The sequence below is a fragment of the Arsenicitalea aurantiaca genome (genome assembly GCF_003994485.1).
GTDB lineage: Bacteria > Pseudomonadota > Alphaproteobacteria > Rhizobiales > Devosiaceae > Arsenicitalea > Arsenicitalea aurantiaca.
Map to the genome: position 1 here is coordinate 205,388 of NZ_RZNJ01000005.1, position 23,804 is coordinate 229,191.

Here is a 23,804-nt window from a genome sequence, read left to right on the forward strand (position 1 = left end):
AGTGGGGCCCCCCGGCTGCGTGTCTGCTCAATCCATGATGTCCTATACGGATCACCGTTGGGACTGGCCGATAATCGGGCGAGATCGTCGCTGGATGGTTAATGCTTTGTGAAATGACGGCGCGTCAGTGCTCGGCGCCGGCGTAGCGGCGCTCGGGGCGCTGTCCCGTCTCGCCAACCGACTTGACCCGTGCGTCGTAAAGTTCGCGCGCTTCGCGCACGGCTGCCTGATTGGTGTCCGCCCAGGTCCAGAGCGCGTCGATGGGCCGGGTGAGCGTGCGGCCGAGTTCGGTCAGCGCGTATTCGACCCGTGGCGGGATTTCGGGGTAGACGGTTCGGGTGACGAGCCCGTCGCGTTCGAGATTGCGCAGCGTGAGCGTCAGCATGCGCTGCGAGATACCCCCGATCGCATGGCGCAATTCGTTGAAGCGCAAGGTCCGGCCATTGAGCTGGCCGACGATCATGACGCTCCATTTGTCCCCGATGCGGTTGAGAATGTCGCCCATGGCGGTGCAGGTGTCGGTACGCTCGGGGGGATGGGACTTCATGGGGACCTCTCAAGAGTTACTGAGGCATACATAGTTACCATCAGTGCCTGGGCGCAAGTGGCCGAAACTCCACGGTCGCGTTCACAACACCGTAAGCTTCGGGACCCTGCGTTGAGCACGTGCGCATGCACTGTTAAGAGGGCTTTTCCTGCAGTCCCCGGGGAGAATTGTCCTTGCTTCAGATCGTTCGGCGTTTCCTCGTCGCCATGGCCGCCAGCGTCCTGCTCTTCGTGCCGTTCCAGGTGGCGCAGGCCAATCCGATGCTGCTTGTCGATGCGGCCAACGGCCAGGTGCTGCATGCAGAAGACGCCGGGGTGCCTTGGCATCCGGCCTCGCTGACCAAGATGATGACCGCCTATGTCGCCTTCACAGCAGTGGCGCAGGGCCGGGTGAGCCTCGACACGCCGGTCGTTCTGTCGGCCAAGGCGGTGGCCCAGCCACCGAGCAAGTCGGGGCTTCCGGCCGATTCGGCGCTGTCGCTCAAGGACGCGCTCTATCTGTTGCTGGTGAAGTCCGCCAACGACATCGCGGTTGCGATCGGAGAGACCGTTTCGGGGAGCGAGGCGGCCTTCGTCGGCGAGATGAACGCGACCGCGCAGACGCTCGGCATGTCCGCGAGCCGTTTCGTCAATCCCCACGGCCTGCACCATGCCGAGCAGGTGACGACGGCGCGAGACATGGCCGTGCTCGCGCTCTATATCCGGCAGAATTTTCCACAATATCTCCCGATGTTCGGGACGGGCGAGGTCACGGTCGGCAATGTCCGGCACGAATCCCAGAATGCGTTGCTCAAGGCCTTCAACGGCACAACCGGCATGAAGACCGGCTATGTCTGTGCTTCGGGTCTCAACATCGTAGCCACCATCGAACGCCAGGGACGCTCGCTTCTCGCAGTGGTACTGGGCGGCTCGTCGGGCCGCGAGCGCAACGAGATGACGGCTGAGCTTTTCCTCAAGGGGCTGTCGGGCGCTACGCGTCCTACCGGCGAGCATATCGTCAACCTTGCGAACGCCGTAGGAACGGCACCCAGGAACATGCGTCCCCTGATCTGCGGCAAGGATGCGCAGGCCTATGTGGCCGAGCGCGAGCGTGCCTATCCGATGGGCCTGCCCGGTCAGCCCAGCTTCCTTATCGACGAGGTGGCGACGGCACGCTATGCCGCGACCGATCTGGGACGCGTCCGCAATGTGCCGCTGCCGCGCCCGCGCCCGGCATTCCTGCCGCAAATGCAGATGGCGGTTGCCTCGGGAGCCGGCATGGGGGCCGCTGCCCCCCGCAGCGAGCCGGCGGCTGGCCCGGTGCGAAGCGGGCTCGTAGCGCCTGTGCCTCGGCCACGATTGGTCCGGTAACGTGGTATTGAAGTCTAACCGCCGCTAATTTTTTGAGCAGGACATGTATCTTTTTCGCTTTTGAGTCGTTGTCGAAGCAAGGGGCAAGCAAGTTACCCAAAGTGAGACAGCGCTATGAAAAAGATTTCCTCAATGATTGCGGCTGCCGCGATGGTGGCCACCACCTTCAGCGTGTCTGCGCTTCCCGCGCAGGCGCAGAATTTCTCGGTACAGATCGGCAGCGGTTACCAGCAGGACCGTGGTCATCGCGATCGCGGCCGGTTCGAGCGGCGCGGCAATTACGGCTATTACAATGGCCATCGCGGCTATCGTGATCGCCGGCCGGGTTACCGCCAGTACAATGGCTTCTGGTTTCCGCCTGCAGCGTTTGCATTCGGCGCCATCGTTGGCGGCATCATCGCAAGCCAGGCGGACCGCGGCGGCGTGAGCAATGCCAATTGGAACCGTCACGTGGCCTGGTGCTATGATCGGTACCGCTCGTATCGGGAATCGGACAACACCTTCCAGCCCTATAACGGGCCCCGGCAGGCTTGCCGTTCGCCCTACTATTGAGCGATCTCCCAAACCGTCGACGGCCCCCTCACCGGGGGCCGTTTTCTTTTGCGCCACCCAGCGTGATGGTGAAGATCATCGCGGCTTCCTCCTCACGGAGTTCGAAGGCATAGCCCTGTTGCCGGCAGAAGACCGGCAGGTCGATCCGCGCCATCGGATCGGTGGCCCGGACTTCGACGAGTGTGCCGGGCGGCAGCGTCGAGGCCGCTTTCTCGGTCTTCAGGACGGGGAGGGGACATTTGAGCCCCCTCGCATCGATGAGGTGGACCGAAGGAGTGGCGCTATTGGGCAAGCAGGAGCACCCAATGGACGCCATAGGCGGAGTTCGGATTGGCCGCAACGGCAAGCCCTGCGCGCGTCGCCCGTCCATCAAGAAGGACCCGCGCATCCTCGGGGCTGTTGCGCCAGCCCGAGAAGGTGTTGGCGAAATTGCCGTAGCCGGCGCTGAGGCGCATTGCAACGACCCCGGGAGGGGTGCGGGGCGCGTTGCCGGTCTGGGCGTATTGGGTGGCCAGTTGCTGGGCGCTGCCGTCGAGGCCGGTATCTGCAGCGAGCGGCGCGATGCCTGCCGTCGCGCGGTACTGGTTGATGAGCCCAAGTGCCTGCGCCCGGTCGAGGCGGGCGCCCGGAACATCCATGTTCGCCACAAGCCCGGGGGCAAGCCCACCGCCACCGCCGCCGCCACCCATGGAGCAGGCGGCCAAAGCCGCCGCGACGAGCAGGGCCGCGCCGATGCGGGCAGGGGCAGAGAAGAGGGATAGTGTCATGAGGAGGCTGTCCTTGATGGCGATCGAGGGGGAAATATCGCGGCCGCGGCACAATATTCGGTTAAGGCGCGAGGTCTTCGGGACCTCCTCCATCACGCCCGTGGCGATTTGATGTTCGATGTGGCATGAACGCCCACGTTCAAGTTCCGGTTTTCTTCGGAGACGGGTTTTGCTAAGCCGATGCTGTGGTCCCGTAGCTCAGCAGGATAGAGCACAGGATTCCTAATCCTGGGGTCACGCGTTCGAATCGCGTCGGGATCACCACTTCTCACCAATCTGGGCAGCTGCTGCTGTGCCCCATCGGCCACAGCTCGAGCGTCGTTGCGGGCAGGCGGATGAATTTCGCCGCAATTGCGTGCAGGGTGGGACCGTTGCAGAGCGGGGCCACTATTGCTTGTCAAAGTCATTGCCAGAATTGCTTCAGGCGTCGCTGTCTCCCTCGGAGTATCTGTGCTGATCACCGGCACGGCTCTTGGGGCACAGTGTCCGGAGCTCGAGCCGGGTCCGTCGGGCGTCGTCGTTGAAGTCACCGACGGGGACACCATCGTGCTCGAGAGCGGGCTCGTGGTCCGCATGATCGGCACGCAAGCGCCCAAGCTCCCGCTCGGCCGGGATGGCTTCGAGGCCTGGCCGTTGGCCGATGACGCCAAGGCAGAGCTCGAAGATATGGTGCTCGGCCAAACCGTGCAGCTGGGCTATGGCGGAGCGCGCGTGGACCGGTACGATCGGGCGTTGGCGCATGTGTTTCTGGATGGCCTCGACGGGCTCTGGGCGCAGGGGCACATGGTCGGGACGGGGCTCGCGCGCGTCTACTCCTTCCCCGACAACCGGGCCTGTCTTGCCTCGCTGCTCGCTGCCGAAGCGCAGGCCCGGCGGGACGGGCTTGGCATCTGGACCGATCCCTATTACAGGGTGCGAGCGGCCGAGCCGCCTGCCGCACTTGCCGAACGCATCGGGCATTATGAACTCGTCGAAGGACGGGTGCTGCTGGCCGATCGCGTCGGGAGCCGGGTGTTCCTCAACTTCGGACGCTACTGGAAAGAAGACTTCACGGCGGTGATCGAGGCGAAAGCCTTAACGCTTTTTAACGATACTGGGCTCGATCCGCTGGCGCTCGAAGGGGCGCTGGTGCGCATCAGAGGATGGGTGGACGATCGGGATGGTCCACGCATCGAAGTGACCCATCCCGAGCAGATCGAGGTCTTGGCCAACCGATGACGGGATTGGACCGGTTCAATAGGGCACTGCGCGGGCTTGCGATGGGTGTGTCGCTTGTGGCGCTGGTGGCGTGCACCAATATGGTGGGCAGTGGCGTAAGCGTCACCGAGACGGGCAACAGGCCTGCGCCCGTCGTCGTGCCCAGCGGCACAGATCCGGACGATGCGGTCATCGGCCGGCGTGAGCATCCGCGAATCATCGCGAGCTATGGCGGGGTCTATTCGGACCGGAAGGCCGAGGTCATGCTGGCGCGGATCGTGGGGCGCCTGCTGGCGGCCGCGGACCAGCCCAACACGCAGTTCACCGTCACCATTCTCGATACGCCCGAGGTCAACGCTTTCGCCTTGCCGGGCGGCTATGTCTACGTGACGCGCGGGATCCTGGCCCTCGCCTCAGATACCAGCGAACTGGCCGCCGTGCTGGCCCATGAGATCGCCCACGTGACCCTGCGCCATGCGCGCGCCCGCACCAATCGCGTGCGGACCACCGAGATCGTCGACAGGGTCGTGACCGGCATCTTCGGAGCGGATACCTCCACCGACCAGACCGCCAATCGCTCGCGCATGTCTTTGGCGGCGTTCAGCCAGCAGCAGGAACTCGAGGCCGACCGGGAAGGCGTCCGGATTGCCGGCCGGGCCGGCTATGATCCGCACGCAGCGGCGCGGTTCCTCGGCGCAATGGGGCGGTTTGCGCGCTTCACGGCCGGGGAAGCCGAACAGGGCGGCGATTTCCTGTCCTCGCACCCCTCGACGCCTGACCGGATCCAGAAGGCAATCGAGAGCGCGCGCGAAATCGGCGCCCCGGGCAGTGGGGAGACCGATCGCGCCGGTTATATGGCAGCGATCGAGGGGCTCAATTTCGGCGACAACCCCGATGAGGGTGCGATCGTGGGGCGGCGGTTCATCCAGCCGGCGCGCAAGTTCACCTTCACCGTGCCCGAGGGCTATACGCTCCAGACCTCCGGCAATGCCGTGGTCGGGGTCGCCGGTGATGGCGAGGCGGTGCGCTTCGACAGTGCCGAGGTCCCCGCTTCGATGGCCCTTGCCGATTATCTGAAGTCGGGCTGGATTGCGGGGCTGCGGTCGGACAGCGTCGTCACCGAACGGCAGAACGGCGTCGAGATGGCGACCGGCGTTGCCACGACGGCCCAGTGGAGCTTCCGTGTCTCGGTCGTGCGCTTCGAAGGGCAGGTCTATCGTTTCATCTTTGCGGCCAAGGCCGACAGCCAGCGGTTCGCGCGCGGTGCAGAGGAGACGCTGCGGAGTTTCCGGGCGTCAACGGGCAATGATCTGGCGCAGATCCGCCCGCTTTCGGTGCGCATCGTCACGGCCGGGCCGGGCGATACCGCCGACAGCCTCGCCCGCCGCATGGCCAATCTGACGCGCGGCCCCGAGCTCTTCTACATCCTTAACAATCTCTATCCCGGAGATCGGGTCGAGCCCGGCGCACGCTACAAGATCGTCGGCATCGACTGATCAGGACTGCCCAAGCAAAAGGGCCGGCGCGAGGCCGGCCCTTTTCGTGAGTTCAGTCGACGTTCGGGTCAGGCAGCAGCTTCTTCCGCATCGTCGGCGGCGTCGGTCTTGGGGCCGCGCCGCGGGCTCTTGGCGAGGTTCTTTTCGATAAGCTGCACCGCTTCGGTCAGCGTCAGCCTGTTCACCGCAGCGATTTCGCGAGACATGCGGTCCATGGCCTGCTCGAAGAGCTGGCGCTCGGAATAGGACTGCTCGGGCTGATCGTCGGACCTGTAGAGATCGCGCACCACCTCGGAGATCGCGATCAGATCGCCAGAATTGATCTTGGCTTCATATTCCTGCGCACGGCGGCTCCACATGGTCCGCTTTACGCGAGCCCGGCCGGTGACGGTGTCGAGCGCCTTGGCGACCATGTCTTCCTCGGCGAGTTTGCGCATGCCCACCGACTTGATCTTGGCGACCGGCACGCGCAGGGTCAGCTTGTCCTGCTCGAAGCTGATGACGAACAGTTCGAGCGACATGCCTGCCACCTCCTGCTCTTCGATGGAAACGATCTGGCCGACGCCATGGGCCGGGTAGACGACATATTCGCCCGTCTTGAACCCGAGACGCTGGGTGGTCTTCTTGGCTACCATTTGGATACGCTCCTGTTAACGCCGCGATGGGCGGGGTCTCCGGCCGAGCCCCATCCATTCGATACTTGTGTCGACGTGCGCGATGTTGCGCGGCATGCAGAGTTCATCCCCGCAACTGGCCGAAGTGCCTGCGTCCGGCCGGTCGCGCATCAGATCTTCAGTTGTGCCAAAAAAAAGGTGCCTTGCGGCACGCACGGGGCGAAAGCTCTGCTGCATTTGTCAGAAGACAACATAGCACAATTTTTCGGCAGAATCAAAACTGCCGAATCAATGCCTTAGAGAGAGCGTTCCGCAGAGCGAAAAGGGCCGTCGGCGGGCGTCAATCGCCCTCGCCGGGAGCCTCGGAAAAGAACTTCTCAAACTTGCCTTCCATGCCGTCAAAATCTTTGGCGTCGGAGGGCGCGTCGCGCTTTTCGGTGATGTTTGGCCAGACCGAAGCGTATTTCGTGTTGATCTCGAGCCATTTGTCGAGCCCGCTCTCGGTGTCGGGCTTGATCGCCTCGGCGGGGCATTCGGGCTCGCATACGCCGCAATCGATGCATTCGTCGGGATGGATGACGAGCATGTTCTCGCCTTCATAAAAGCAGTCGACGGGGCAAACCTCGACGCAGTCCATGTACTTGCACTTAATGCAATTGTCCGTGACGATATAGGTCATGTGCTGGGCATCCCGCCCCGGGCGTGCCGGGCTTTCTGAGTGGACGGACACCCTCGTGGAGCCAGAGGGTGCGCTGGGTTGCTAACGTGTTTCCCGGCGCGCCGCAAGACCGCCGAGGAGGAGGGTTTGCCGCAGACGCGGATCGGAGGAGAAGTCTATTCCTCCCCCGTTCGGAGCCGGTCGGTCGCCCGACGCTCCTTCTTGGTCGGCCGCCCCGCGCCTGGCGCGCGGAAGGCCTGCTGCGAGGGCCGGTCCGGTCGGGGCAGGGGCGGCGGCGAAATGTCCTCGTAAAGCGTCATTGCTTCGGTTGCCGGGCCCCGACGGCTGCCCGGATCGAGTATCCGCCAGACGAGAATACGACGCTCGAGGGTGATGGTCAGGACATCGCCCGCGCCCACGCGGTGATCGGACGCTTCGGTACGCTCGGAATTGACGCGAACCGCGCCAGAGGCCACAAGTTTCTGGGCGAGCGTCCGTGACTTAACCGCGCGCGCGAAGAACAGCCATTTATCGAGACGCTGCCTGCCGGACGCCGCCGCAGGCCGCTCTGCCGGCTCCCCGCTCACTCGGCCTTGGGGTTGCGCAACGCGGCAAGCGCAGCGAAAGGCGAATCCGGATCGAACGGCCTTTCCCGGCGCTCGCGTGGAGCAGGGCGCTCGGCGCCGCGCTCCTTGTCGAACCGAGGCTTGCCCGAACGCCCCTGCCCGGGATTGCCGCCACTGGGCCGGGGATTGCGGGCCTCACCGGACTGGCCCTCGCGGTCCGCTCTTTTGGGAAAACGGGCACCCTTGCCGCGGGATTCGCGGCTTTGCCCATCGGCCTCGCCATCGCGCTGCTCACGTCCGCGCGGGCGCCGATTGTCGGGCCGACGGCCCCCGGGAAACCAGATCTCGTCGAATTGAGGTTCGCTCTCCGCACCCTCCTCGGACGCGCTCGATGCCTCACCCTGATGGGCAGGTCCGGTCGCCGCCTCGCCGGTACCGAGATCCTCGGCCGCATCGGCAAGGGCTGCCTGCTCGTCGGCTCCAACCGAAACGGGCTCGGGTGCCTCTGTGCCTTCGACGGATGCGACGGCCTCGGCATCGGGCGCGATGCCGGCTACGGCCTCGCCCTCCACCGCGGCGGTGGCTGCGTCATCGAGAGCGGGTGCTGGTTCGGCCGGCTTGGGCGTCTTGCGGACCCGATAGCCGAGGGAGGTCAGGATGGATGCGAAGTCTTCGCCTGCGCAACCGAGAAGCGAGGTCATCTCGACCGTGACGCGGAAACCGTTTCCTTCGGCCGCCCCGGCAGGCAATTCGCCCTGATGCCGGCTCGGATCGAGCGCGATCAGCGGGCGGATGATGTCGGCGAGCCGCTCGAGGATGTCCACGCGCACGGCACGTTTGCCGGCGACCTTGAAGCCGGCCACCTCGTAGAGGCGGGTATCGATCTCGGGGTCGATCTCGAAGGAGGTGCGCCCCGAAAGCACGATCTGAGGCAGTTCGGACACGCCCTTCTGGCGCACCCCGCCATGCTTGAGCGCATAGAGAATCAGTGCCAGCTCGCGCGGAGCGGGCTTCAGGCTCTGGGGCACGTAGATGTGGTAGGCGCCGAACTTGATGCCCAGCTTGCGCATCTTGGCGCGCACGTCCTGGTCGAGCCCCTTGACCTCATCGGCGACCTGGGCGCGGGGCAGCAAGCCCAGATGCTCGGAAAGCCGGTAGGCGAGGCCACGTGCGGTGCCCTCCAGTTCAGCCGGTTCCACGAGCGCCGTGATCGATTCGAGCTGGGTGTTGATCGCGTGGCGGAGCCAGAGATTGAGCCGGTCCTGAACGCGTTCGAGGGCCGGGCCGGTCAGGCTTTCATCGGCGAGGATGATGATGCGCGGCGAAAGCAGGGTATCGCCCTCGGCCAGATTGGCGACAACTTCCCCTCGCCAGCGGATGTATCCGTCGGTGCCGAGGACGATCTCCTCATTGGGCGCACCCGAAACGCGTTCTGCCCGACGGGCAATCTCGGGCGCGACGACTTGGCCGGCCGCGGAGCGCAGCCCCTTGGCATCGCCTTCCTCGGAGCGCGCGAGCGTGAAGCGGAAACCTTCGATGGAGCCGATCAAGTGCCCCTCGAGGCTGACGTCGCCCCGCTCGTTGATCTCTGGGAGTGTCATAAGCTTGTCTCTCAAGTGACGGATGAGGACGCTTGTTCGGCGATCCACGAAACGCTGCGTGAGCCTTTCGTGCAGGGCGTCGCTCAGGCGATCCTCTATGTCACGGGTCTTTTCGCGCCAATGTGTCGGATCTTCAAGCCAATTCCTGCGATTGGCGACGAAGGTCCATGTTCTGATCTGCCGGATCCGGTTGCTGAGCGTGTCGATATCGCCGGTCGCATTGTCGCAGAAGCGCACCTGCTCGGCAATCCAGTCCGCATCGACCCGGCCATGGGCCATGAGGTCGGTATAGACGCGCGTGACGATCTCCCCGTGCTGGGCAGGCGAGATGTCGCGATAGTCGGGGATCTGGCAGCATTCCCAGAGGAGGCGCGTTGCCTCGACACCCCGGGCATAGCCGGCCGCCTCGTTGCGGGCGAGGAATTCGAGGGCATGCTGGTCGGTCGCGACCGGCACGCGGGTGAGGGCCTTGTTGTCTGGGGGAGCATCGAGGCTCGCGCGCAAGGCGTGGATCGATGTGAAATCGAGATCTGCATTGCGCCACTGAAGCACCTTGACCGGGTCGAAATCATGGCCTTCGAGCCGCTGGACCAGGTCTTCGTCGAACTGATCGGCATGCCCCGTGACGCCGAAGGTGCCGTTGCTGGTGTGGCGTCCCGCCCGACCGGCGATCTGGGCGAATTCGGCGGGCGTAAGCGGGCGGGTCTGGTGGCCGTCAAACTTGTGGTCGTCCGCGAAGGCAACGTGGTGCACGTCAAGATTGAGCCCCATGCCGATGGCGTCGGTCGCAACGAGGAAGTCCACGTCTCCGTTCTGGTAAAGATCGACCTGGGCATTGCGCGTCCGAGGGCTGAGGGCGCCCATCACCACGGCGGCGCCACCGCGCTCGCGGCGGATCAGCTCGGCGATGGCGTAGACCTGATGGGCAGAGAACGCGACGATGGCGGTGCGCTGGGGCTGGCGCGAGATTTTCCTGGAGCCGCTATAGGTGAGGTCCGACAGACGCGGGCGACGGATGATCTCGGCGCGGGGCAGCAGTGTGCGCACGACCGGGACCATGGTTGCGGCCCCTAGGAGCAGCGTCTCCTGCAGACCCCTGGCATGCAAGATGCGATGGGTGAAGACATGGCCCCGGTCGAAGCTGACGGCCGTCTGGATTTCGTCGATCACGAGGCAGTCGACCGGCATGTCGAGGGGCATGGCTTCGACGGTAGCGACCCAGTAGCGGGCGTGGGGCGGCACGATCCGCTCTTCGCCCGTGACGAGCGCCACTGATTGCGCGCCGATGCGCGAGACCACCGTCTGGTAGACCTCGCGTGCGAGAAGCCGCAGGGGCAGCCCGATCATTCCCGAACGATGCGCCAGCATGCGCTCGATCGCGAACCAGGTCTTGCCGGTATTGGTGGGCCCAAGAATCGCCTTGAGGCCGGGGGAGGAGGCGGGTGTCATCGCTTACCAATGTAGGTGCTGAACGACGCCAAGGCGAGTGTCCCGGTTCGGCACAAATGTGCGTGTCGGCACGATCGGCCTTAACGGTTGAAACGAACCCGGAACGAATCCGGCCCGAATCGGACGCGAATCGGAAATCAGCGTTTGTTCCCTACCTCATATGGTGGCGGAAGGAAGAGGGTGCCACTAGGCCGCCCCTGCTGCCGCCAAAGCGCGCGCTGTCAGGGCCGAAACCCATTGATCTTCCTTGATTAAGTCTGAACGAAAACGATTCTGGTCGCTTTATGGATGCTTCGTAAACGAGCGGGATGACAGAAATTTCGGGCAGTTAGTGAATGGCAACCGGCAGCGTCGGGCTTTTCGCGTCAGTCTTTGGGAAAAAAGCGCGTTGACCGTGCCAGTTCGGGACAGAGGCCTGCACCCTGCGTCGTGGAGAATCATGCACGCGTCTTTGCGCTGCCCAAGAGGCAGCTCGCAGCAGTCGGATCGGATGAGGGCTAGTCGAGCCGGGTCAGGACCATCGATAGATCGCCGACGCTCGTCGTCAGCAGCACCCGGTAGGGGATGAAATATCCCGTATCCCGAGCGGGTGCGTACCAGATGTGGATGCGGTCGGACTGGGCCAGGAAGTTGGTGATTTCCGAGCTGGTGAAGTGGCCCGAAACAGGCTTGTAGCGGATATTGCAGAGGATCACCGGCCCCTGATAGCCGGTGCGGGCAGAGGTCGCGGTGTCTTCGCGGGCAAAGCTCATCGCGATGTCGAAGCGCTCGACGCCGGTGAAGATCTGCATGTTCCGCCGGCAAAGCGCAGGATCGAGAGCGTCGCCCTTGAGAACGAAGGCGGCGATCATGTCGTTGACGCCGCGCAGATGCGAGCGCTCGAGCGCGATGCGGTCGTAATTGTTGACGAGCGGCGGCTCGACCTTGAAAGCGGTCACTTCGCGCTGGTCGAAAGCGATGTCGACCACGAAGTCCTCGCCATTGGCTCGGGTCAGGAGGTTGAACCGTTCTGCCGCCAGCGCCGAGGCGCTCGCGCGTCCGGACGAGTTTGCGCTGGCGGTTCCCCGTGCCACCAATTGCCCGAGGCCGCTGACATTGGCATTGAGGCCAAGCGTGTAGCGCTGGCCGGTCTGCTCAAGCTCGACCCGCGCGCTCGCAATGTTGATGCCCGACAGGCTGACCGTGTAGTCGGCCGTGATCGCACTGTCGGCGGCGGCGGACGGAACGATCGGGCCGAGCAGCAGCAGGGCCGAAAGGGCGGTTCTGACGATGGCGCGCACGGGGACCTCTGAGCCTGGTCTCTGCCCTCTTTGGGGCGAATCACAAGATGCAAACCGTGCCCGTGCCCTGCGGCAGGCGCAAGACGAGCGCCTCCATGTTTGATTCACGATTGCTTGCCAGTATCGCGAAATGTCGCTTTTCCTCCAGGGTCGACAGATCGTTCCCGGCATGGAAAAGAGACGGCGGGGTGGGCATTGACGGTTAGAATAGCAGGAGGCCGACTTGGCTCGCTCTCGACTTTCTTGCGGCATCGCCGCCCTTGGCCTTTCCGCGGCATTGGCGGTGCCTGCCGTGGCGCTCGATGCGCCACAGTCGCCGACAGCTTATGATCAGGCCGTTTTCTTCTTTGCCGGTCGCATGCATGACGGGTTCTTCGGCGAGAGCTTCAATCCGGTCGGCGTCGATTATGAAGACAATTTCGTCCTGGGCGCGGGGTATCAGCAGTTCCACGGAACCTGGCATGGCATCGCGCTCGGGGTGGAGGCGGGGCTCGCCGCGCGCTTTGGGGAGGCTGGTTCGGTGGAAGCCTGGGGCGGCGGGGTGGCCCGGTTCGACATGGTCGATCTCGGTCCGGTACGGGTCTCGCCTGCGCTGACCTTCGGGCTCAGCCTCGCAAGCGGCACGATCGGCATCGAAACCGAGCGCTCAGACGCGATCGGGGGCGCGCCACCGGTCCTCTTCTATCTCGCGCCCGAACTCAACTTCTCGCTCATCGAGCAGCCTCAGACCGAAATCTTCTGGCGCGTTCAACATCGTTCGGGTGGCTTCGGCACTATCGCCCATATCGATGGATCCAATGCAAACGTGCTCGGACTGCGTCACCGTTTCTGAAGGCTCGAAGGGCGCTTTGTCTTGACGGACGGGGCGTCCTTCTCTAAGGAAGCCCCCGATTTGGAACTCATGAGAGGCCCGCAGCGGGGCGAGACCGTCCCGCGCGTGCCTATTGTAACAGGACAGTACCCCATGGCACGCCGTTGTGAATTGACCGGTAAGGGCGTAATGAGCGGCAACAATGTGAGCCATGCGCTCAACCGCACGCGTCGCCGGTTTCTCCCCAATCTCGTCAACGTGACGCTGATTTCGGATGCTCTCGAGCGCCAGGTTAAGCTCAAGATCTCGGCTGCTGCGCTCCGCACGGTCGAGCATCGGGGTGGCCTCGATGCCTTCCTGCTGAAGGCCGACCTCGAAGAGCTGTCGCCCAATGCGCAGGCGCTGCGCAAGGAGATCCGGGCCGTTCTGGCCTCCTGATCCCCGCGACGCGGAGATATTGAACCGCGCGTCCCACATGGGCCGCGCGGTTTGTTTTTGGGGGCATGGCTCCTGACCGGATGGGTAGAGGCCCGTCCGAAAGCCGCCGCGCCGGTCCAATGCCGGAGTGCGGCCAACAGAGGTGCATTCTGATGCTAGCTCGCTTTGCGGTGGCGATCGCCGCCATGGTCGCGGTAGTCTCCGCGTCGAACTTTCTCGTGCAGTTCCCGGTCGAGGCAACGCTCGGTGGCGTCGATCTCGCCGAAATCCTCACCTGGGGCGCCTTCACCTATCCGGTGGCGTTTCTCGTAACCGACCTCACCAATCGTCATTTCGGCCCGGCGCGGGCGCGGCTCGTCGTTCTCGCTGGGTTTTCGGTTGCGGTTCTGATCTCGATCTGGCTGGCGAGCCCGCGGATCGCGATCGCATCGGGCAGCGCCTTTCTCCTTGCGCAACTGCTCGACGTTTCGGTCTTCGACCGGCTGCGCCATGGCCGCTGGTGGCAGGCGCCGCTCATATCGTCGTTCCTTGGGTCCGTACTCGATACGGTGCTGTTCTTCTCGATCGCGTTCGCTGCACGCTTCTCTGTGCTCGATACCGGCTTTGGTCTTGAAGACGGATCGCTTCCCTTCCCCGTGCCGCTTCTCGGCTTCGGGCCTGAAGTGCCGCTATGGGTGTCGCTGGCGCTCGGCGATTTCCTCGTCAAGATGGCGGTCGCGGTCGCTTTGCTCGCGCCCTACAAACTCCTCCGGCGGCTCGTTCCGGATCGCGACCGGCTCGGCGTGGCGGCCTGATCAGGCGCCGAGCAGCGCTTCGATCACCCGGTCGCCATCGGGGCTGTCCCATTCGGCCGGGCCCTGCAGCACGGCAAGCTCGCAGCCGTCTTCGTCCACGAGGATGGTGGCGGGCAAGCCGACCGCGACGGCCTGCGTCTTCAATCGATCAAAGACCGCAAAGCTGGGGTCGGCATAGAGCGGCAGATGCGTGAAGCCCCCCTCCTCGAGGAAGGCGCGCGCCTTGTCGAGGCCGTCCGCTCCGATATCCAGATTGATCGGCAGGACAAGGAAGTCGTCCGAATTGTGCCGGTCGGCCAGAGCATCGAGTGCCGGCATTTCTTCCCGGCACGGCACGCACCAGCTTGCCCAGAAATTGATGAGAAGCTTGCGTCCCTTGAAATCGGCAAGGGTGAGGGCATTGCCGTTCTCGTCCTCGAAGGCCATCTGGGCGTGGCCGCGGCCTTCGCCCGTTCCCCCCAGAGCCGCGAGCTCGCCCACCGCCGCCATGTCGATGCGGCTGGCGGCTTCCGCCTGGACCGGGCATTCGGCAGCCGCGGGGGTGCCGGCATTGCCAGCCCAGACCGCCGCCGCTATAGCTAGACCCGCGCCGGCAAGGGCGATGACGGCAAGCCTGCGGCCATTTCGATGAGCGGGTGCTGCGGGCGAATTTTCTGACATTGACGCTTCCTGAGGACCATCTATGAGCAATCGCATGTGGGGCGGCCGGTTTTCTGCCGGGCCCGACGCAATCATGGAGGAAATCAACGCCTCCATCGGCTTCGACCACCGGCTCTACCGCCAGGATATTGCCGGGTCGATCGCCCATGCGACAATGCTGGCCGAGACGGGCATACTGACGCAGGCCGACCGCGATGCGATCGTAGCGGGTCTAAAGGAGGTGCAGTCCGAGATCGAGGCTGGCACGTTCACATTCTCGCGCGCACTCGAGGACATTCACATGAATGTCGAGGCGCGGCTTAAGGAAATGATCGGGGAGCCTGCCGGCCGGCTGCACACGGCGCGCTCGCGCAACGATCAGGTGGCGACCGATTTCCGGCTCTATGTGCGCGATGCCATCGATACACTCGTGGCGCAGATCCGCACGCTGCAGCTTGAGCTTGTCGGCCGTGCCGAAACGGAAGCCGAGACCATCATGCCGGGCTTTACCCATCTGCAAAGCGCCCAGCCGGTGACCTTCGGGCATCATCTGATGGCCTATGTCGAGATGCTGGGCCGCGATGCGGGGCGCTTCGAGGATGCGCGCCGCAGGCTCAACGAAAACCCGCTCGGATCGGCGGCCCTTGCAGGCACCTCATTCCCCATCGATCGCGAGATGACTTCGGCGGCGCTTGGGTTCGACCGCCCGACGGCCAATTCGCTCGACGCGGTGTCGGACCGCGATTTCGTGCTCGAAGCGCTGGCGGCGGCCTCGATCTGCGCGATGCACCTGTCGCGCTTTGCCGAGGAACTGGTCATCTGGAGTTCGGCCCAATTCGGGTTCGTGCGGCTCTCGGACAAGTTCTCCACCGGCTCCTCGATCATGCCGCAGAAGCGTAATCCGGATGCGGCCGAGCTGGTGCGCGCCAAGATCGGGCGCATCATGGGCGCATTGACGTCGCTGCTCGTGGTGATGAAAGGGCTTCCGCTCGCCTATTCCAAGGACATGCAGGAGGACAAGCAGGTCGCTTTCGATGCGCTCGATTCCCTCTCGCTTTCGCTGGCGGCGGTGACGGGCATGGTCGGTGACCTCGTCGTCGATCGTACACGCATGGCGGCGGCCGCAGGCTCGGGCTTTTCGACTGCTACGGATCTCGCCGACTGGCTCGTTCGGGTCGCGAACGTTCCCTTCCGGGACGCACATCACATCACCGGACAGGCCGTGGCGCTTGCCGAACGCAAGGGCTGCGGGCTCGATGCGCTTACCATCGAGGATTTCAAGACGGTCGACGAACGCATCACGAGCCAGGTGTTCAAGGTGCTGGGGGTCGAGAATTCGGTGCGCTCGCGCACGAGCTTCGGGGGTACCGCGCCGCAAAACGTACTCGGGCAGGCGGCACGCTGGCGAAGCGCGCTCACCGGTGAGCCTGTCGAGGCTCTGTCCCTCAAGGGCCGGCGCGGCCATGGGCATGCCGGCGGGGATGGCGGGGTGGAGTGATGCCCCGCGCGCCCCGGCAGATGCGGCTCAGCGCGGATCATGTGGCGCGCGTGCCGGTCGTCGAGGATCCAGGGATGCCTTCCTATGAAGGCGTCCGCCCCGCCACCGATGCCGACTATGCCGCGGAGGTCGACCGGATCCTCGGGCTCGCGCCGGAGGGGGAGTTCTGGCTTTTTGCCTACGGGTCGCTGATCTGGAACCCGGTCATGGCCCATGATCGGGAAATGGTGGCGCTGGCACGGGGCTGGCACCGCAATTTCTGCCTTTACGACATCCGCTACCGCGGCAATCCCGGTGCGCCGGGGCTGATGCTCTGCCTCGACAGGGGCGGCCAATGCAGGGGCATGGCCTACAGGCTCCCCCCTGAGGGGCTCAAGGACAATCTCGATGCTCTGGTGCGGCGCGAGATGAGCATGGTGCCGACGCCCTTCCCCGGCCGGTTCATTCCCATCATGACCGAGGAGGGGCCGAAGCGGGCCCTCGCCTTTGCGATGAACCGCCGGAGCGCGCGCTATGTGGGCGGGCTGACACTCGCTGCACGGGCTGACTATCTGGCGCGGGCCACGGGATGGAAGGGGTCGATGGCCGAATACCTCTTTGCGACGGTCGACCGGCTCGAGGCGCTGGGCATCCACGACGCCAATCTGTGGCGGCTCCAGGAGATGGTGGCCGAGCGGATCGAGGATCATTTCCCGCACCCGCCGCGCGTCTGACTTTCGTTTTTGTCCGCCATCCCCTAGAGAAGCGAGGCCAATTCATCCTTGCTGCGGGGGCCGTCCATGGTTCATCACTTCCAGTATCGCGACGGCCATATGTTCGCCGAGGATGTCGACCTGCGCCAATTGGCCGATACGGTCGGAACCCCCTTCTACGTCTATTCGGCCGCGACGCTCCGGCGCCATGTCCGGGTGCTGCGCGAGGCGTTCGCCGGCATCGAAACGCTGATCGCCTACGCAATGAAGGCCAATTCGAACCAGGCCGTCCTTCGCGTGCTCGCCCAGGAGGGCCTGGGCGCCGACGTCGTTTCGCTCGGTGAACTGGAGCGCGCGCTTGCCGCCGGCATCGCACCGGAAAGAATCGTTTTTTCGGGCGTCGCCAAGACCGAGGCGGAGATGCGCCGGGGGCTCAAGCTCTCGATTGCGTGCTTCAACCTCGAAAGCGAGCCCGAACTCGAGCGGCTGAGCGCTGTCGCCTCTGCGATGGGCACCGAGGCGCGGGTCTCGGTGCGCGTCAATCCCAATGTGGATGCCAAGACCCATGCCAAGATCTCGACTGGCAAGTCCGAGAACAAGTTCGGCATTCCCTATGAGCGCGCGCGTCTCGTCTACGACCGGATCGCCGACCTCCCCGGCGTGCGCGCGGTTGGGGTCGACATGCATATCGGCAGCCAGATCACCGATCTCGGCCCCTTCGGCAATGCGTTTGCGTTGATGGCCGAGCTCGTGGGCGATTTGCGCGCGGCCGGGCACACCATCTCCCATGTCGATGTGGGGGGTGGGCTCGGCATCCCCTATCACCACGACCAGCTGGCGCCTCCCGATCCCGTAGCCTATGCCCAGATCGTGCGCGAGAAGGTCGGCGCGCTCGGGTGTTCGCTCGTGCTGGAGCCCGGCCGGCTGATCGTGGGCAATGCCGGTATCCTCGTCACGCGGGTGGAGTATCTGAAGCGCGGCGCCGACCGCAGCTTCATGATCGTCGATGCGGGCATGAACGATCTCATCCGGCCCACGCTCTACGAGGCCCATCACGACATCCTGCCGGTGCGCCAGCACCATACGCGCTGGCTCACCGCAGACGTGGTGGGACCGGTCTGCGAGACAGGGGATTATTTCGGCAAGGGGCGCACCTTGCCCCAGATGGAGCCGGGGGATTTGCTGGCGATCATGAGCGCGGGCGCCTATGGCGCCGTCATGGCCTCGAGCTACAACTCCCGGCTGCTGGTCCCCGAGGTCCTCGTCGATGGCGGGCGCCATCATGTCATCCGGCCCCGCCCGCGGATCGAGGACCTGATCGGGCTCGACAGCGTTCCGGACTGGCTCTGAGCTCAGGCGGGCAGGGCCTCGGCGAGCGAGACGATGCGCGCTGGCCGGCCCGCCAGGGCGTCGCCAACCTTGGCGACAAGCTCGGCAAGCGAGAACGGCTTGGGGATAACGTCGTAGACGAGTTTCTCGAGCCCGCTGGCGCGTTCGCGCTGGTCGGCAAATCCGGTCATCAGCATGATGGTGAGGCCGGGCCGGCTCCGGCCCAGATGTTGCGCGAGCGCGATCCCGTCCATCACGGGCATCTTGATGTCCGAAAGGACGAGGTCGAACGCCTCGCTCTTCACATCGGCGATCTCGGCGGCGACCCCACCATCTTCGGCCTCGACGACCTCGTGGCCGGCATGGGCGAGAGCGCGCGAGACGAACATGCGGACATTGTCGTCATCCTCGGCGAGCAGGATGCGGGCCATTAGCGGCCTCCTTGTATGCGTTGTGCGCCGGCTTCGAGCTCGACGCGGTCGTTGATGAAACTGAGCCTGACCCCCGCTGCGCCCTGGGGGGGAGCGGTGAGCTGGGTGCGGAGCTGGGCCACTTCGCCGGGCGCGAGATGCCCGGCGTCTGCATGGGCGCTCCACTCGTAGATGGTGGTTCGGGTGCCGTCATAAACCGAGACCCGCACCGGGGGAACGTCCACAGGGCGACCGGCGACGTTGCGGATGTTGGCTTCGACCGCCATGACGCGCGCGCCCTCGCGCATGATTGTGATCGTGCGGGTGTCCTCGAACTCGAGCCCCAAGACGTTCACGCCGAGCCCGACCGAAGAATAGAGACTGGCCATGGCTGGGGCTTCGCGCACGATTTCGGTGCGGAAGATCATGAGTGCGCCGACCAGGGCGAGAAGAATTCCGGCGAGCACGTAGCGTGCCATGCGACGCATCCGGGCGACGGGCAGGGTGCGCGCGATCGTCTCCTGGCGCGCCGAAAAGGCGCGGAGCCGCCTGCGCTCGGCCTCGAGGTCCACCGGACGGGCCTGGGGCGTTTTGGGCGCGATGGCCGCCTTGATCCGCGCCATGGTGCGCGCCTTGGCCGCATCGGTCTTTTCGGCGGCGTCGAACGCGGCATCGAGACTGTCTTCATCGCCGGTGGGGAAGACGAGGCCGTCTTCGGGCCCGTCCGGCTCGGGCATCCGCGCGGTCCAGTCGCGCCCGCATTGAGCGCAGAGCACCTTGCGGCCGGACGTGCCTATGGCATCGGGCGCCAATTGGTAGCGCGTGCCGCAATGTGGGCAGGAAATGACGATCATTGCTGGCGCGCTCGCTTGCATCGGCAAAGATTAGCGCCCGCGCGGTTAAAACTCCTCAAACTCGCCCATCTTCGCCGCTATTGCGCCCCGATCCCCGCCCGGCGGGGCGGAAAGCCATCCCTTTTGCGGCAAAACAGGAGGTCTGGGCGCGTGTTGTGCACATGGGTGCTGTTATGATGCCGGCCATGCCTGATTCGGAGAGAAGCGGCGTGATCGAATTCGAAGACGTGGGCCTGCGCTACGGCCATGGCCCCGAGATCCTGAGAGATCTGACCTTCACGGTCGAACCGGGATCATTCCATTTCCTCACCGGCCCGTCCGGTTCGGGCAAGACGTCGCTTCTGAAACTGCTGCTGCTGTCGCTCAAGCCGACGCGCGGCACTGTGCGGCTTTTCGGGCAGGATGTGAGCGGGCTCGACCAGGATGCGCTGCTGCGCATGCGGCGGCATATCGGCATCGTGTTCCAGGAGTTCCGCCTGCTCGACCATCTGACGACCTATGAAAACGTCGCCCTGCCGCTCAGGGTGCTCGGGCAGCCCGAGAGCGCCTATCGCGCCAATGTCACCGAACTGCTCGAATGGGTCGGTCTCGGGGAACGCATGGATGCGCATCCGGCGCTGCTTTCGGGCGGTGAGAAACAGCGTGCCGCGATCGCACGGGCCGTGATCGGGCGGCCCGACATCCTCCTCGCGGACGAGCCGACCGGAAATGTCGATCCCGACCTCTCGCTCCGGCTCGTCACCCTGTTTGCCGAGCTGAACAAGATGGGCACCACGATCATTCTGGCCACCCACGAACTGCCGCTGCTCGATAATTTCAGCTTTCCGCGCATGCTGCTGCGCGACGGGGAGATCGTCATCCATGATTGAGCTGCGGCTCCCCCAGCGCAATCGCGCCACCCCCATCGTGCCCGAGCGTTCCGTCGCGGGCCGAACGCTCCTGCTGCTCATCGCTATCATGACCTTTCTCTCGGCGGTAACGCTCGGGGGCGTGGTGCTGGTGCAGAAATCGGCTGTTGCCTGGTCCGCCGATGTCGGACGCGAGCTCACCATTCAGGTGCGGCCCATGGAAGGGCAGGTGATGGAGAGCAATCTTCGCACAGCCGTTGCGCTCGCACAGGCGACGCCGGGGGTTGCGAATGCCCGCGCCATTCCGGTCGAGGAAAGCCAGGCGCTGATCGAGCCCTGGCTCGGCGCCGGGCTCGACCTCTCGGCGCTCGCCATTCCGCGCCTCGTGATCGTCGAGCTCGACGATCCCGCCGAAGTCGACATCGCCCAGCTGACGCGGGACCTGCAATCGGTCCAGGGGGCAAGCCTCGATACCCATGCCGCCTGGCGCCAGCAGCTCAACGTCATGGCCGGGACCATCGTCGTCTCGGGCCTCCTCGTACTGGCCCTCATCGTGGTCGCGACCGTGCTTGCCATCATCTTCGCGACCCGTGGCACCATGGCCTCGAACCGCGAGATCGTGGACGTGCTCCATTTCATCGGCGCCTCAAACAGCTTCATCGCCGGCGAATTCCAGGGGCGGTTTCTCTCGATCGGGTTTCGCGGCGGGGTGGTCGGCGGGGTTGCCGCTGCGCTCTTTTTCTTTGTCGTGGCACTGACTGCGGGATCCGTCGTGCCGGACGAGGCAAGCGCGCAACTGGGTGTTCTTTTCGGGCGCTTCTCACTGGGCGTAGATGGTCTTCTCGGCATTGCCGCGGTCGTGCCCGTGATCGCTGCGATCACGGCCATCACCTCGCGGATGACCGTGCGCCGCTTCCTGTCGCAGACGTCCTGAGCTTGGGGCCATCATGATCGTGCAGGCCATCCGCTCGCTCGTTTTTTACGCGCTGTTTTTCATCCAGACGACGATCCTGGCGCTCTTTGTGGGCACGCTCGCCCTGATCCTTCGCCGCCACACGCGGTTCACCTGGGGGATCGCGCGGTACTGGTCGGATTCCAACCTGTTCCTCTTGCGCTGGATCGTGGGGATCAGGACCGAGGTCACCGGGCAGGAAAACATCCCCGAAGGCGGCTGCATCATCGCGGCCAAGCACCAGAGCGACTGGGACATCTATGCGATCCTGCCCCATACGGGGCGACCGGCGTTCATCGCCAAGCGCGAGCTGCTCGATATCCCGTTCTTTGGCTGGGCGGCGCGGTCGCTCGACACCATCGAGGTCGACCGCAAGCGCGGTGCCCAGGCCATCCCGGTGATGATGGCCGATGCAAAGGCTGCGGCCGATCGGGGCTGCCGCATCATCATCTTCCCCGAGGGGACAAGGCGACCGCCGCTGGCCCCGCCAGCCTATCGGCAGGGCATCGTCCGGCTATACGAATCGCTCGGGGTTCCGGTCGTTCCGGTTGCGCTGAACTCGGGCCTCTATTGGGGGCGCAACAGTCTCGTGCTCTGGCCGGGCACCGCAAAGGCGCGGTTCCTGCCCGCGATCCCGGCCGGTTTGCCCGGCGATGTGTTCCGGGCACGGCTCGAAGCCGAGATCGAGCCTGTAAGCACTGCGCTGGCGGCCGAGGCCATCGCCTCGGGCCTTTCGCGGCCCGTGCCGCAGGAATGGCGCGACCGAGTCTCGGGGCATGAACCTCAATGACTACTATATGTTGACCCTCATCGTCTTCTAGGCCATACATATAGAGGTGGCGCAGAAGTGCAGTTGACATCTGCACAACTACGTTCCATATTTGTTCTCTCCGGAGGGATGGCCATGGTTCGGATGGGAGATGTCGTCAGCGCCGGAAGTGGTCGCGCCCAGAATTGGATGGGGCGGTCAGGGCGCATTTATGTGCTGACGTCCGAACCGGTGGAGAGTTTTGCCCTCGGCGCGGGAGAACTGCATCTGCTTGCGCGCGGCAATGTCGTCCTCTGGGTCGGCTCGAGCGAAGATCTGGTGCTCGATCCGTCGAGCCGCGCCCGCTTCAGGCTCGCGCTCGACTGTGCAGATCGGGCGTTCAGGGTGCGCGACGCCATCCAGCAGAGCGAGCGGGCGACGATCGCCTGGGATCTTGAGATTGCGCAGGCCATGCCGACATCGCCCGTGTTGCGGTCGGCGGCCTGAGACGGATCACACCGTAAGCGAGGTGCGGTAGCCGATAGGCACGCGGCGGACAACGCTGTCCTCGCGCTCGCGATAGGCGGCAAGCGCGCGCTTCATGCGCGAGGGATCACCGGGGGCAAGAACCTGCGAGATGAACGATGCGGACTGTGCTTCGCGCACGCGGCGCGCCACGGCAGCACTCGCATTGCTGCGCGGACGGATCCGTCTATAGCGCTTCTTGGCCATGAGCCACCTCGCTTGCCGACCTGTGTGCCTTGCCCCGAGAACGCCACGCCATTAGCGGCGTGGCAAGGTTTCGTTAAGGGTTTGACACAGTCATCTACGAGCGAGGTTAATCCGGGGAGCGAAGCCCCGGTTCCTTCACGTTATGAGGGGAGGCGGACGGCAAGCCTCAGAAGTCATCCTTGGCTTTCCGCACCGCGCGGAAGATTTCGGCCGCCTCGGCGCCTTCGAGGCCGACCGCGCGCTGAACCTCGGGCTGGTCGATGCGCAGGAAGGGGTTGGTCGCTTTTTCCATGCCCAGCGATACCGGGATGGTGTAGCGGCCTTCTGCACGCATCCGCTCGACCTCGGCCGCACGGATCTTCAGCGCGGCATTGTCGGGTTCGATGCTGAGCGCGAACTTGGCGTTGGAGAGCGTATATTCGTGCCCGCAATAGAGAAGTGTCGCGTCCGGGAGCTCCCGCAGCGCCCGCAGCCCTTCCCACATCGGGCCCGGTTCACCTTCGAACATACGTCCGACACCCATCGAGAACAGCGCATCTGCAGCGAAGAGATGCCCGCCTTCACGATCGAGATAGACGATGTGTCCCAGCGTGTGGCCGGGTGTTCCGAGGATTTCGAAGCGCGTTTCGCCGAGCTGGACCGTGTCTCCGGCAGCGACCAGACGGTCGAGACCGTCGATCTTTCCCGCTTCGGCGCGCGGGCCGATAATCTCGGCGCCGAATTGCGCCTTCAGCGGCGCGATGCCCTCGACATGGTCGATATGGTGATGGGTGATCAGAACGAGATCGAGCCCCCAGCCTCGGGTCTTCAGGGCCTTTGCGATGGCCTCGGCGTCAGGGGCATCAATGGCGGCGGTCTTGCCGCTGTCCACATCATGGACCAGATAACCGTAATTATCCTCGCGGCAGATGAAAACGTCGATCAGAAGGCTCATGCGGATTTCCTTTCCGGCTGTTCTTGGAGCGGATGACAGCGCCGCCCGG

27 protein-coding genes and 1 tRNA gene are annotated in these 23,804 nt (G+C 64.7%); 15 read left to right on the plus strand and 13 right to left on the minus strand.

Annotated features, from left to right (window positions below):
* Positions 1-124: 124 nt before the first annotated feature.
* The gene (locus EMQ25_RS14970) at positions 125-547 is read right to left on the minus strand and encodes a winged helix-turn-helix transcriptional regulator (protein ID WP_127189405.1); all 423 of its coding nucleotides are present in this window, start codon (positions 545-547) and stop codon (positions 125-127) included.
* Positions 548-720: 173 nt separating this feature from the next.
* Here EMQ25_RS14970 and EMQ25_RS14975 point away from each other — a divergent pair, with 173 nt between their 5' ends.
* Complete coding sequence (locus EMQ25_RS14975; RefSeq protein WP_127189406.1) at positions 721-1,896, plus strand: D-alanyl-D-alanine carboxypeptidase family protein; 1,176 nt, start codon at positions 721-723, stop codon at positions 1,894-1,896.
* Between the two features lie 114 nt (positions 1,897-2,010).
* A complete protein-coding gene (locus EMQ25_RS14980) occupies positions 2,011-2,448 on the plus strand; it encodes a BA14K family protein (protein ID WP_127189407.1) in 438 nt (145 codons plus the stop codon).
* A gap of 28 nt (positions 2,449-2,476) precedes the next feature.
* On the opposite strand, the gene EMQ25_RS14985 is transcribed toward EMQ25_RS14980, so the two are convergent.
* Together EMQ25_RS14985 and EMQ25_RS14990 are read right to left on the minus strand one after the other, a co-directional pair.
* Positions 2,477-2,740 carry a sulfurtransferase TusA family protein gene (locus tag EMQ25_RS14985; protein WP_244606604.1) on the minus strand — a complete coding sequence of 88 codons (264 nt, stop codon included), beginning with the start codon at positions 2,738-2,740 and terminating at the stop codon, positions 2,477-2,479.
* Positions 2,730-3,215: a CAP domain-containing protein gene (locus EMQ25_RS14990; protein WP_158626099.1), complete on the minus strand. Its 486-nt coding sequence runs from the start codon at positions 3,213-3,215 to the stop codon at positions 2,730-2,732. The genes EMQ25_RS14985 and EMQ25_RS14990 overlap by 11 nt, the downstream gene beginning before the upstream one ends.
* 187 nt (positions 3,216-3,402) lie before the next feature.
* Here EMQ25_RS14990 and EMQ25_RS14995 point away from each other — a divergent pair.
* The 3 genes from EMQ25_RS14995 to EMQ25_RS15005 all read left to right on the plus strand — a co-directional run bounded on the left by EMQ25_RS14995 (position 3,403) and on the right by EMQ25_RS15005 (position 5,908).
* A tRNA-Arg gene (locus EMQ25_RS14995) sits at positions 3,403-3,479 on the plus strand.
* Between the two features lie 186 nt (positions 3,480-3,665).
* Positions 3,666-4,433, plus strand: coding sequence for a thermonuclease family protein (locus EMQ25_RS15000; RefSeq protein ID WP_244606605.1), 768 nt, complete (start codon positions 3,666-3,668; stop codon positions 4,431-4,433).
* Positions 4,430-5,908: a M48 family metalloprotease gene (locus EMQ25_RS15005; protein WP_158626100.1), complete on the plus strand. Its 1,479-nt coding sequence runs from the start codon at positions 4,430-4,432 to the stop codon at positions 5,906-5,908. The genes EMQ25_RS15000 and EMQ25_RS15005 overlap by 4 nt, the downstream gene beginning before the upstream one ends.
* A gap of 68 nt (positions 5,909-5,976) precedes the next feature.
* Here EMQ25_RS15005 and EMQ25_RS15010 read toward each other — a convergent pair whose 3' ends face one another.
* The 5 genes from EMQ25_RS15010 to EMQ25_RS15030 all read right to left on the minus strand — a co-directional run bounded on the left by EMQ25_RS15010 (position 5,977) and on the right by EMQ25_RS15030 (position 12,076).
* Complete coding sequence (locus tag EMQ25_RS15010) at positions 5,977-6,543, minus strand: CarD family transcriptional regulator (protein WP_127189411.1); 567 nt, start codon at positions 6,541-6,543, stop codon at positions 5,977-5,979.
* A gap of 319 nt (positions 6,544-6,862) precedes the next feature.
* Complete coding sequence (fdxA, locus tag EMQ25_RS15015; protein WP_127189412.1) at positions 6,863-7,201, minus strand: ferredoxin FdxA; 339 nt, start codon at positions 7,199-7,201, stop codon at positions 6,863-6,865.
* Between the two features lie 155 nt (positions 7,202-7,356).
* On the minus strand, positions 7,357-7,767 hold the full coding sequence (locus EMQ25_RS15020; protein ID WP_127189413.1) for an RNA-binding S4 domain-containing protein: 411 nt from the start codon (positions 7,765-7,767) through the stop codon (positions 7,357-7,359).
* Complete coding sequence (locus tag EMQ25_RS15025; RefSeq protein WP_127189414.1) at positions 7,764-10,796, minus strand: helicase-related protein; 3,033 nt, start codon at positions 10,794-10,796, stop codon at positions 7,764-7,766. The genes EMQ25_RS15020 and EMQ25_RS15025 overlap by 4 nt, the downstream gene beginning before the upstream one ends.
* A gap of 497 nt (positions 10,797-11,293) precedes the next feature.
* Positions 11,294-12,076 carry a DUF3108 domain-containing protein gene (locus EMQ25_RS15030; RefSeq protein ID WP_158626101.1) on the minus strand — a complete coding sequence of 261 codons (783 nt, stop codon included), beginning with the start codon at positions 12,074-12,076 and terminating at the stop codon, positions 11,294-11,296.
* A 223-nt stretch (positions 12,077-12,299) separates the two neighbouring features.
* Here EMQ25_RS15030 and EMQ25_RS15035 point away from each other — a divergent pair, with 223 nt between their 5' ends.
* The 3 genes from EMQ25_RS15035 to EMQ25_RS15045 all read left to right on the plus strand — a co-directional run bounded on the left by EMQ25_RS15035 (position 12,300) and on the right by EMQ25_RS15045 (position 14,119).
* Positions 12,300-12,908 carry a hypothetical protein gene (locus EMQ25_RS15035; protein WP_127189416.1) on the plus strand — a complete coding sequence of 203 codons (609 nt, stop codon included), beginning with the start codon at positions 12,300-12,302 and terminating at the stop codon, positions 12,906-12,908.
* Positions 12,909-13,040: 132 nt separating this feature from the next.
* Entirely contained in the window at positions 13,041-13,325 is a 285-nt protein-coding gene (gene rpmB, locus EMQ25_RS15040; RefSeq protein WP_127189417.1) for a 50S ribosomal protein L28, read from the plus strand.
* A 152-nt stretch (positions 13,326-13,477) separates the two neighbouring features.
* Positions 13,478-14,119 carry a VUT family protein gene (locus EMQ25_RS15045; protein ID WP_127189418.1) on the plus strand — a complete coding sequence of 214 codons (642 nt, stop codon included), beginning with the start codon at positions 13,478-13,480 and terminating at the stop codon, positions 14,117-14,119.
* Here the strand turns inward: EMQ25_RS15045 and EMQ25_RS15050 are convergent, their stop codons facing one another.
* Positions 14,120-14,779 carry a TlpA family protein disulfide reductase gene (locus EMQ25_RS15050; protein ID WP_127189419.1) on the minus strand — a complete coding sequence of 220 codons (660 nt, stop codon included), beginning with the start codon at positions 14,777-14,779 and terminating at the stop codon, positions 14,120-14,122.
* Positions 14,780-14,801: 22 nt separating this feature from the next.
* On the opposite strand from EMQ25_RS15050, the gene argH reads away from it, so the two are divergent.
* The 3 genes from argH (at position 14,802) to lysA (ending at position 18,298) form a co-directional block, all read left to right on the plus strand.
* Positions 14,802-16,256 (plus strand): argininosuccinate lyase, encoded by a 1,455-nt coding sequence (gene argH / locus EMQ25_RS15055; RefSeq protein ID WP_192895676.1) that lies wholly within the window; start codon positions 14,802-14,804, stop codon positions 16,254-16,256.
* Positions 16,256-16,969, plus strand: coding sequence for a gamma-glutamylcyclotransferase (locus EMQ25_RS15060; protein ID WP_127189420.1), 714 nt, complete (start codon positions 16,256-16,258; stop codon positions 16,967-16,969). Before argH ends, EMQ25_RS15060 begins: the two co-directional genes overlap by 1 nt.
* Positions 16,970-17,035: 66 nt before the next feature.
* The gene (gene lysA, locus EMQ25_RS15065; protein ID WP_127189421.1) at positions 17,036-18,298 is read left to right on the plus strand and encodes a diaminopimelate decarboxylase; all 1,263 of its coding nucleotides are present in this window, start codon (positions 17,036-17,038) and stop codon (positions 18,296-18,298) included.
* 2 nt (positions 18,299-18,300) lie between these two features.
* On the opposite strand, the gene EMQ25_RS15070 is transcribed toward lysA, so the two are convergent.
* Both EMQ25_RS15070 and EMQ25_RS15075 read right to left on the minus strand, forming a co-directional pair.
* On the minus strand, positions 18,301-18,708 hold the full coding sequence (locus tag EMQ25_RS15070; protein WP_127189422.1) for a response regulator: 408 nt from the start codon (positions 18,706-18,708) through the stop codon (positions 18,301-18,303).
* Positions 18,708-19,541, minus strand: coding sequence for a zinc-ribbon domain-containing protein (locus tag EMQ25_RS15075; RefSeq protein WP_158626106.1), 834 nt, complete (start codon positions 19,539-19,541; stop codon positions 18,708-18,710). The genes EMQ25_RS15070 and EMQ25_RS15075 overlap by 1 nt, the downstream gene beginning before the upstream one ends.
* 209 nt (positions 19,542-19,750) lie before the next feature.
* Between EMQ25_RS15075 and ftsE the strand changes: the two genes are divergently transcribed.
* The 4 genes from ftsE to EMQ25_RS15095 all read left to right on the plus strand — a co-directional run bounded on the left by ftsE (position 19,751) and on the right by EMQ25_RS15095 (position 22,596).
* Entirely contained in the window at positions 19,751-20,410 is a 660-nt protein-coding gene (gene ftsE / locus EMQ25_RS15080) for a cell division ATP-binding protein FtsE (RefSeq protein WP_127189424.1), read from the plus strand.
* Entirely contained in the window at positions 20,403-21,323 is a 921-nt protein-coding gene (locus EMQ25_RS15085) for a cell division protein FtsX (RefSeq protein WP_127189425.1), read from the plus strand. Before ftsE ends, EMQ25_RS15085 begins: the two co-directional genes overlap by 8 nt.
* Positions 21,324-21,336: 13 nt before the next feature.
* Positions 21,337-22,131, plus strand: coding sequence for a lysophospholipid acyltransferase family protein (locus EMQ25_RS15090; protein ID WP_127189426.1), 795 nt, complete (start codon positions 21,337-21,339; stop codon positions 22,129-22,131).
* A gap of 192 nt (positions 22,132-22,323) precedes the next feature.
* Positions 22,324-22,596, plus strand: a complete 273-nt coding sequence (locus EMQ25_RS15095; RefSeq protein WP_127189427.1) for a hypothetical protein — start codon at positions 22,324-22,326, stop codon at positions 22,594-22,596.
* 6 nt (positions 22,597-22,602) lie between these two features.
* Here the strand turns inward: EMQ25_RS15095 and EMQ25_RS15100 are convergent, their stop codons facing one another.
* Together EMQ25_RS15100 and gloB are read right to left on the minus strand one after the other, a co-directional pair.
* Positions 22,603-22,821 (minus strand): hypothetical protein, encoded by a 219-nt coding sequence (locus tag EMQ25_RS15100; RefSeq protein ID WP_127189428.1) that lies wholly within the window; start codon positions 22,819-22,821, stop codon positions 22,603-22,605.
* 166 nt (positions 22,822-22,987) lie between these two features.
* A complete protein-coding gene (gene gloB / locus EMQ25_RS15105) occupies positions 22,988-23,755 on the minus strand; it encodes a hydroxyacylglutathione hydrolase (protein ID WP_127189429.1) in 768 nt (255 codons plus the stop codon).
* Positions 23,756-23,804: the final 49 nt, after the last annotated feature.

What these genes read in the sequence shown, in the direction of transcription:
- EMQ25_RS14970 (WP_127189405.1), bottom strand. Translation starts at nt 547, where the DNA reads ATGAAGTCCCATCCCCCCGAGCGTACCGACACCTGCACCGCCATGGGC.
- EMQ25_RS14980 (WP_127189407.1), top strand. Translation starts at nt 2,011, where the DNA reads ATGAAAAAGATTTCCTCAATGATTGCGGCTGCCGCGATGGTGGCCACC.
- EMQ25_RS14990 (WP_158626099.1), bottom strand. Translation starts at nt 3,215, where the DNA reads ATGACACTATCCCTCTTCTCTGCCCCTGCCCGCATCGGCGCGGCCCTG.
- EMQ25_RS15005 (WP_158626100.1), top strand. Translation starts at nt 4,430, where the DNA reads ATGACGGGATTGGACCGGTTCAATAGGGCACTGCGCGGGCTTGCGATG.
- EMQ25_RS15010 (WP_127189411.1), bottom strand. Translation starts at nt 6,543, where the DNA reads ATGGTAGCCAAGAAGACCACCCAGCGTCTCGGGTTCAAGACGGGCGAA.
- fdxA (WP_127189412.1), bottom strand. Translation starts at nt 7,201, where the DNA reads ATGACCTATATCGTCACGGACAATTGCATTAAGTGCAAGTACATGGAC.
- EMQ25_RS15025 (WP_127189414.1), bottom strand. Translation starts at nt 10,796, where the DNA reads ATGACACCCGCCTCCTCCCCCGGCCTCAAGGCGATTCTTGGGCCCACC.
- rpmB (WP_127189417.1), top strand. Translation starts at nt 13,041, where the DNA reads ATGGCACGCCGTTGTGAATTGACCGGTAAGGGCGTAATGAGCGGCAAC.
- EMQ25_RS15045 (WP_127189418.1), top strand. Translation starts at nt 13,478, where the DNA reads ATGCTAGCTCGCTTTGCGGTGGCGATCGCCGCCATGGTCGCGGTAGTC.
- EMQ25_RS15050 (WP_127189419.1), bottom strand. Translation starts at nt 14,779, where the DNA reads ATGTCAGAAAATTCGCCCGCAGCACCCGCTCATCGAAATGGCCGCAGG.
- argH (WP_192895676.1), top strand. Translation starts at nt 14,802, where the DNA reads ATGAGCAATCGCATGTGGGGCGGCCGGTTTTCTGCCGGGCCCGACGCA.
- EMQ25_RS15060 (WP_127189420.1), top strand. Translation starts at nt 16,256, where the DNA reads ATGCCCCGCGCGCCCCGGCAGATGCGGCTCAGCGCGGATCATGTGGCG.
- lysA (WP_127189421.1), top strand. Translation starts at nt 17,036, where the DNA reads ATGGTTCATCACTTCCAGTATCGCGACGGCCATATGTTCGCCGAGGAT.
- EMQ25_RS15070 (WP_127189422.1), bottom strand. Translation starts at nt 18,708, where the DNA reads ATGGCCCGCATCCTGCTCGCCGAGGATGACGACAATGTCCGCATGTTC.
- EMQ25_RS15075 (WP_158626106.1), bottom strand. Translation starts at nt 19,541, where the DNA reads ATGATCGTCATTTCCTGCCCACATTGCGGCACGCGCTACCAATTGGCG.
- EMQ25_RS15085 (WP_127189425.1), top strand. Translation starts at nt 20,403, where the DNA reads ATGATTGAGCTGCGGCTCCCCCAGCGCAATCGCGCCACCCCCATCGTG.
- EMQ25_RS15090 (WP_127189426.1), top strand. Translation starts at nt 21,337, where the DNA reads ATGATCGTGCAGGCCATCCGCTCGCTCGTTTTTTACGCGCTGTTTTTC.
- EMQ25_RS15100 (WP_127189428.1), bottom strand. Translation starts at nt 22,821, where the DNA reads ATGGCCAAGAAGCGCTATAGACGGATCCGTCCGCGCAGCAATGCGAGT.
- gloB (WP_127189429.1), bottom strand. Translation starts at nt 23,755, where the DNA reads ATGAGCCTTCTGATCGACGTTTTCATCTGCCGCGAGGATAATTACGGT.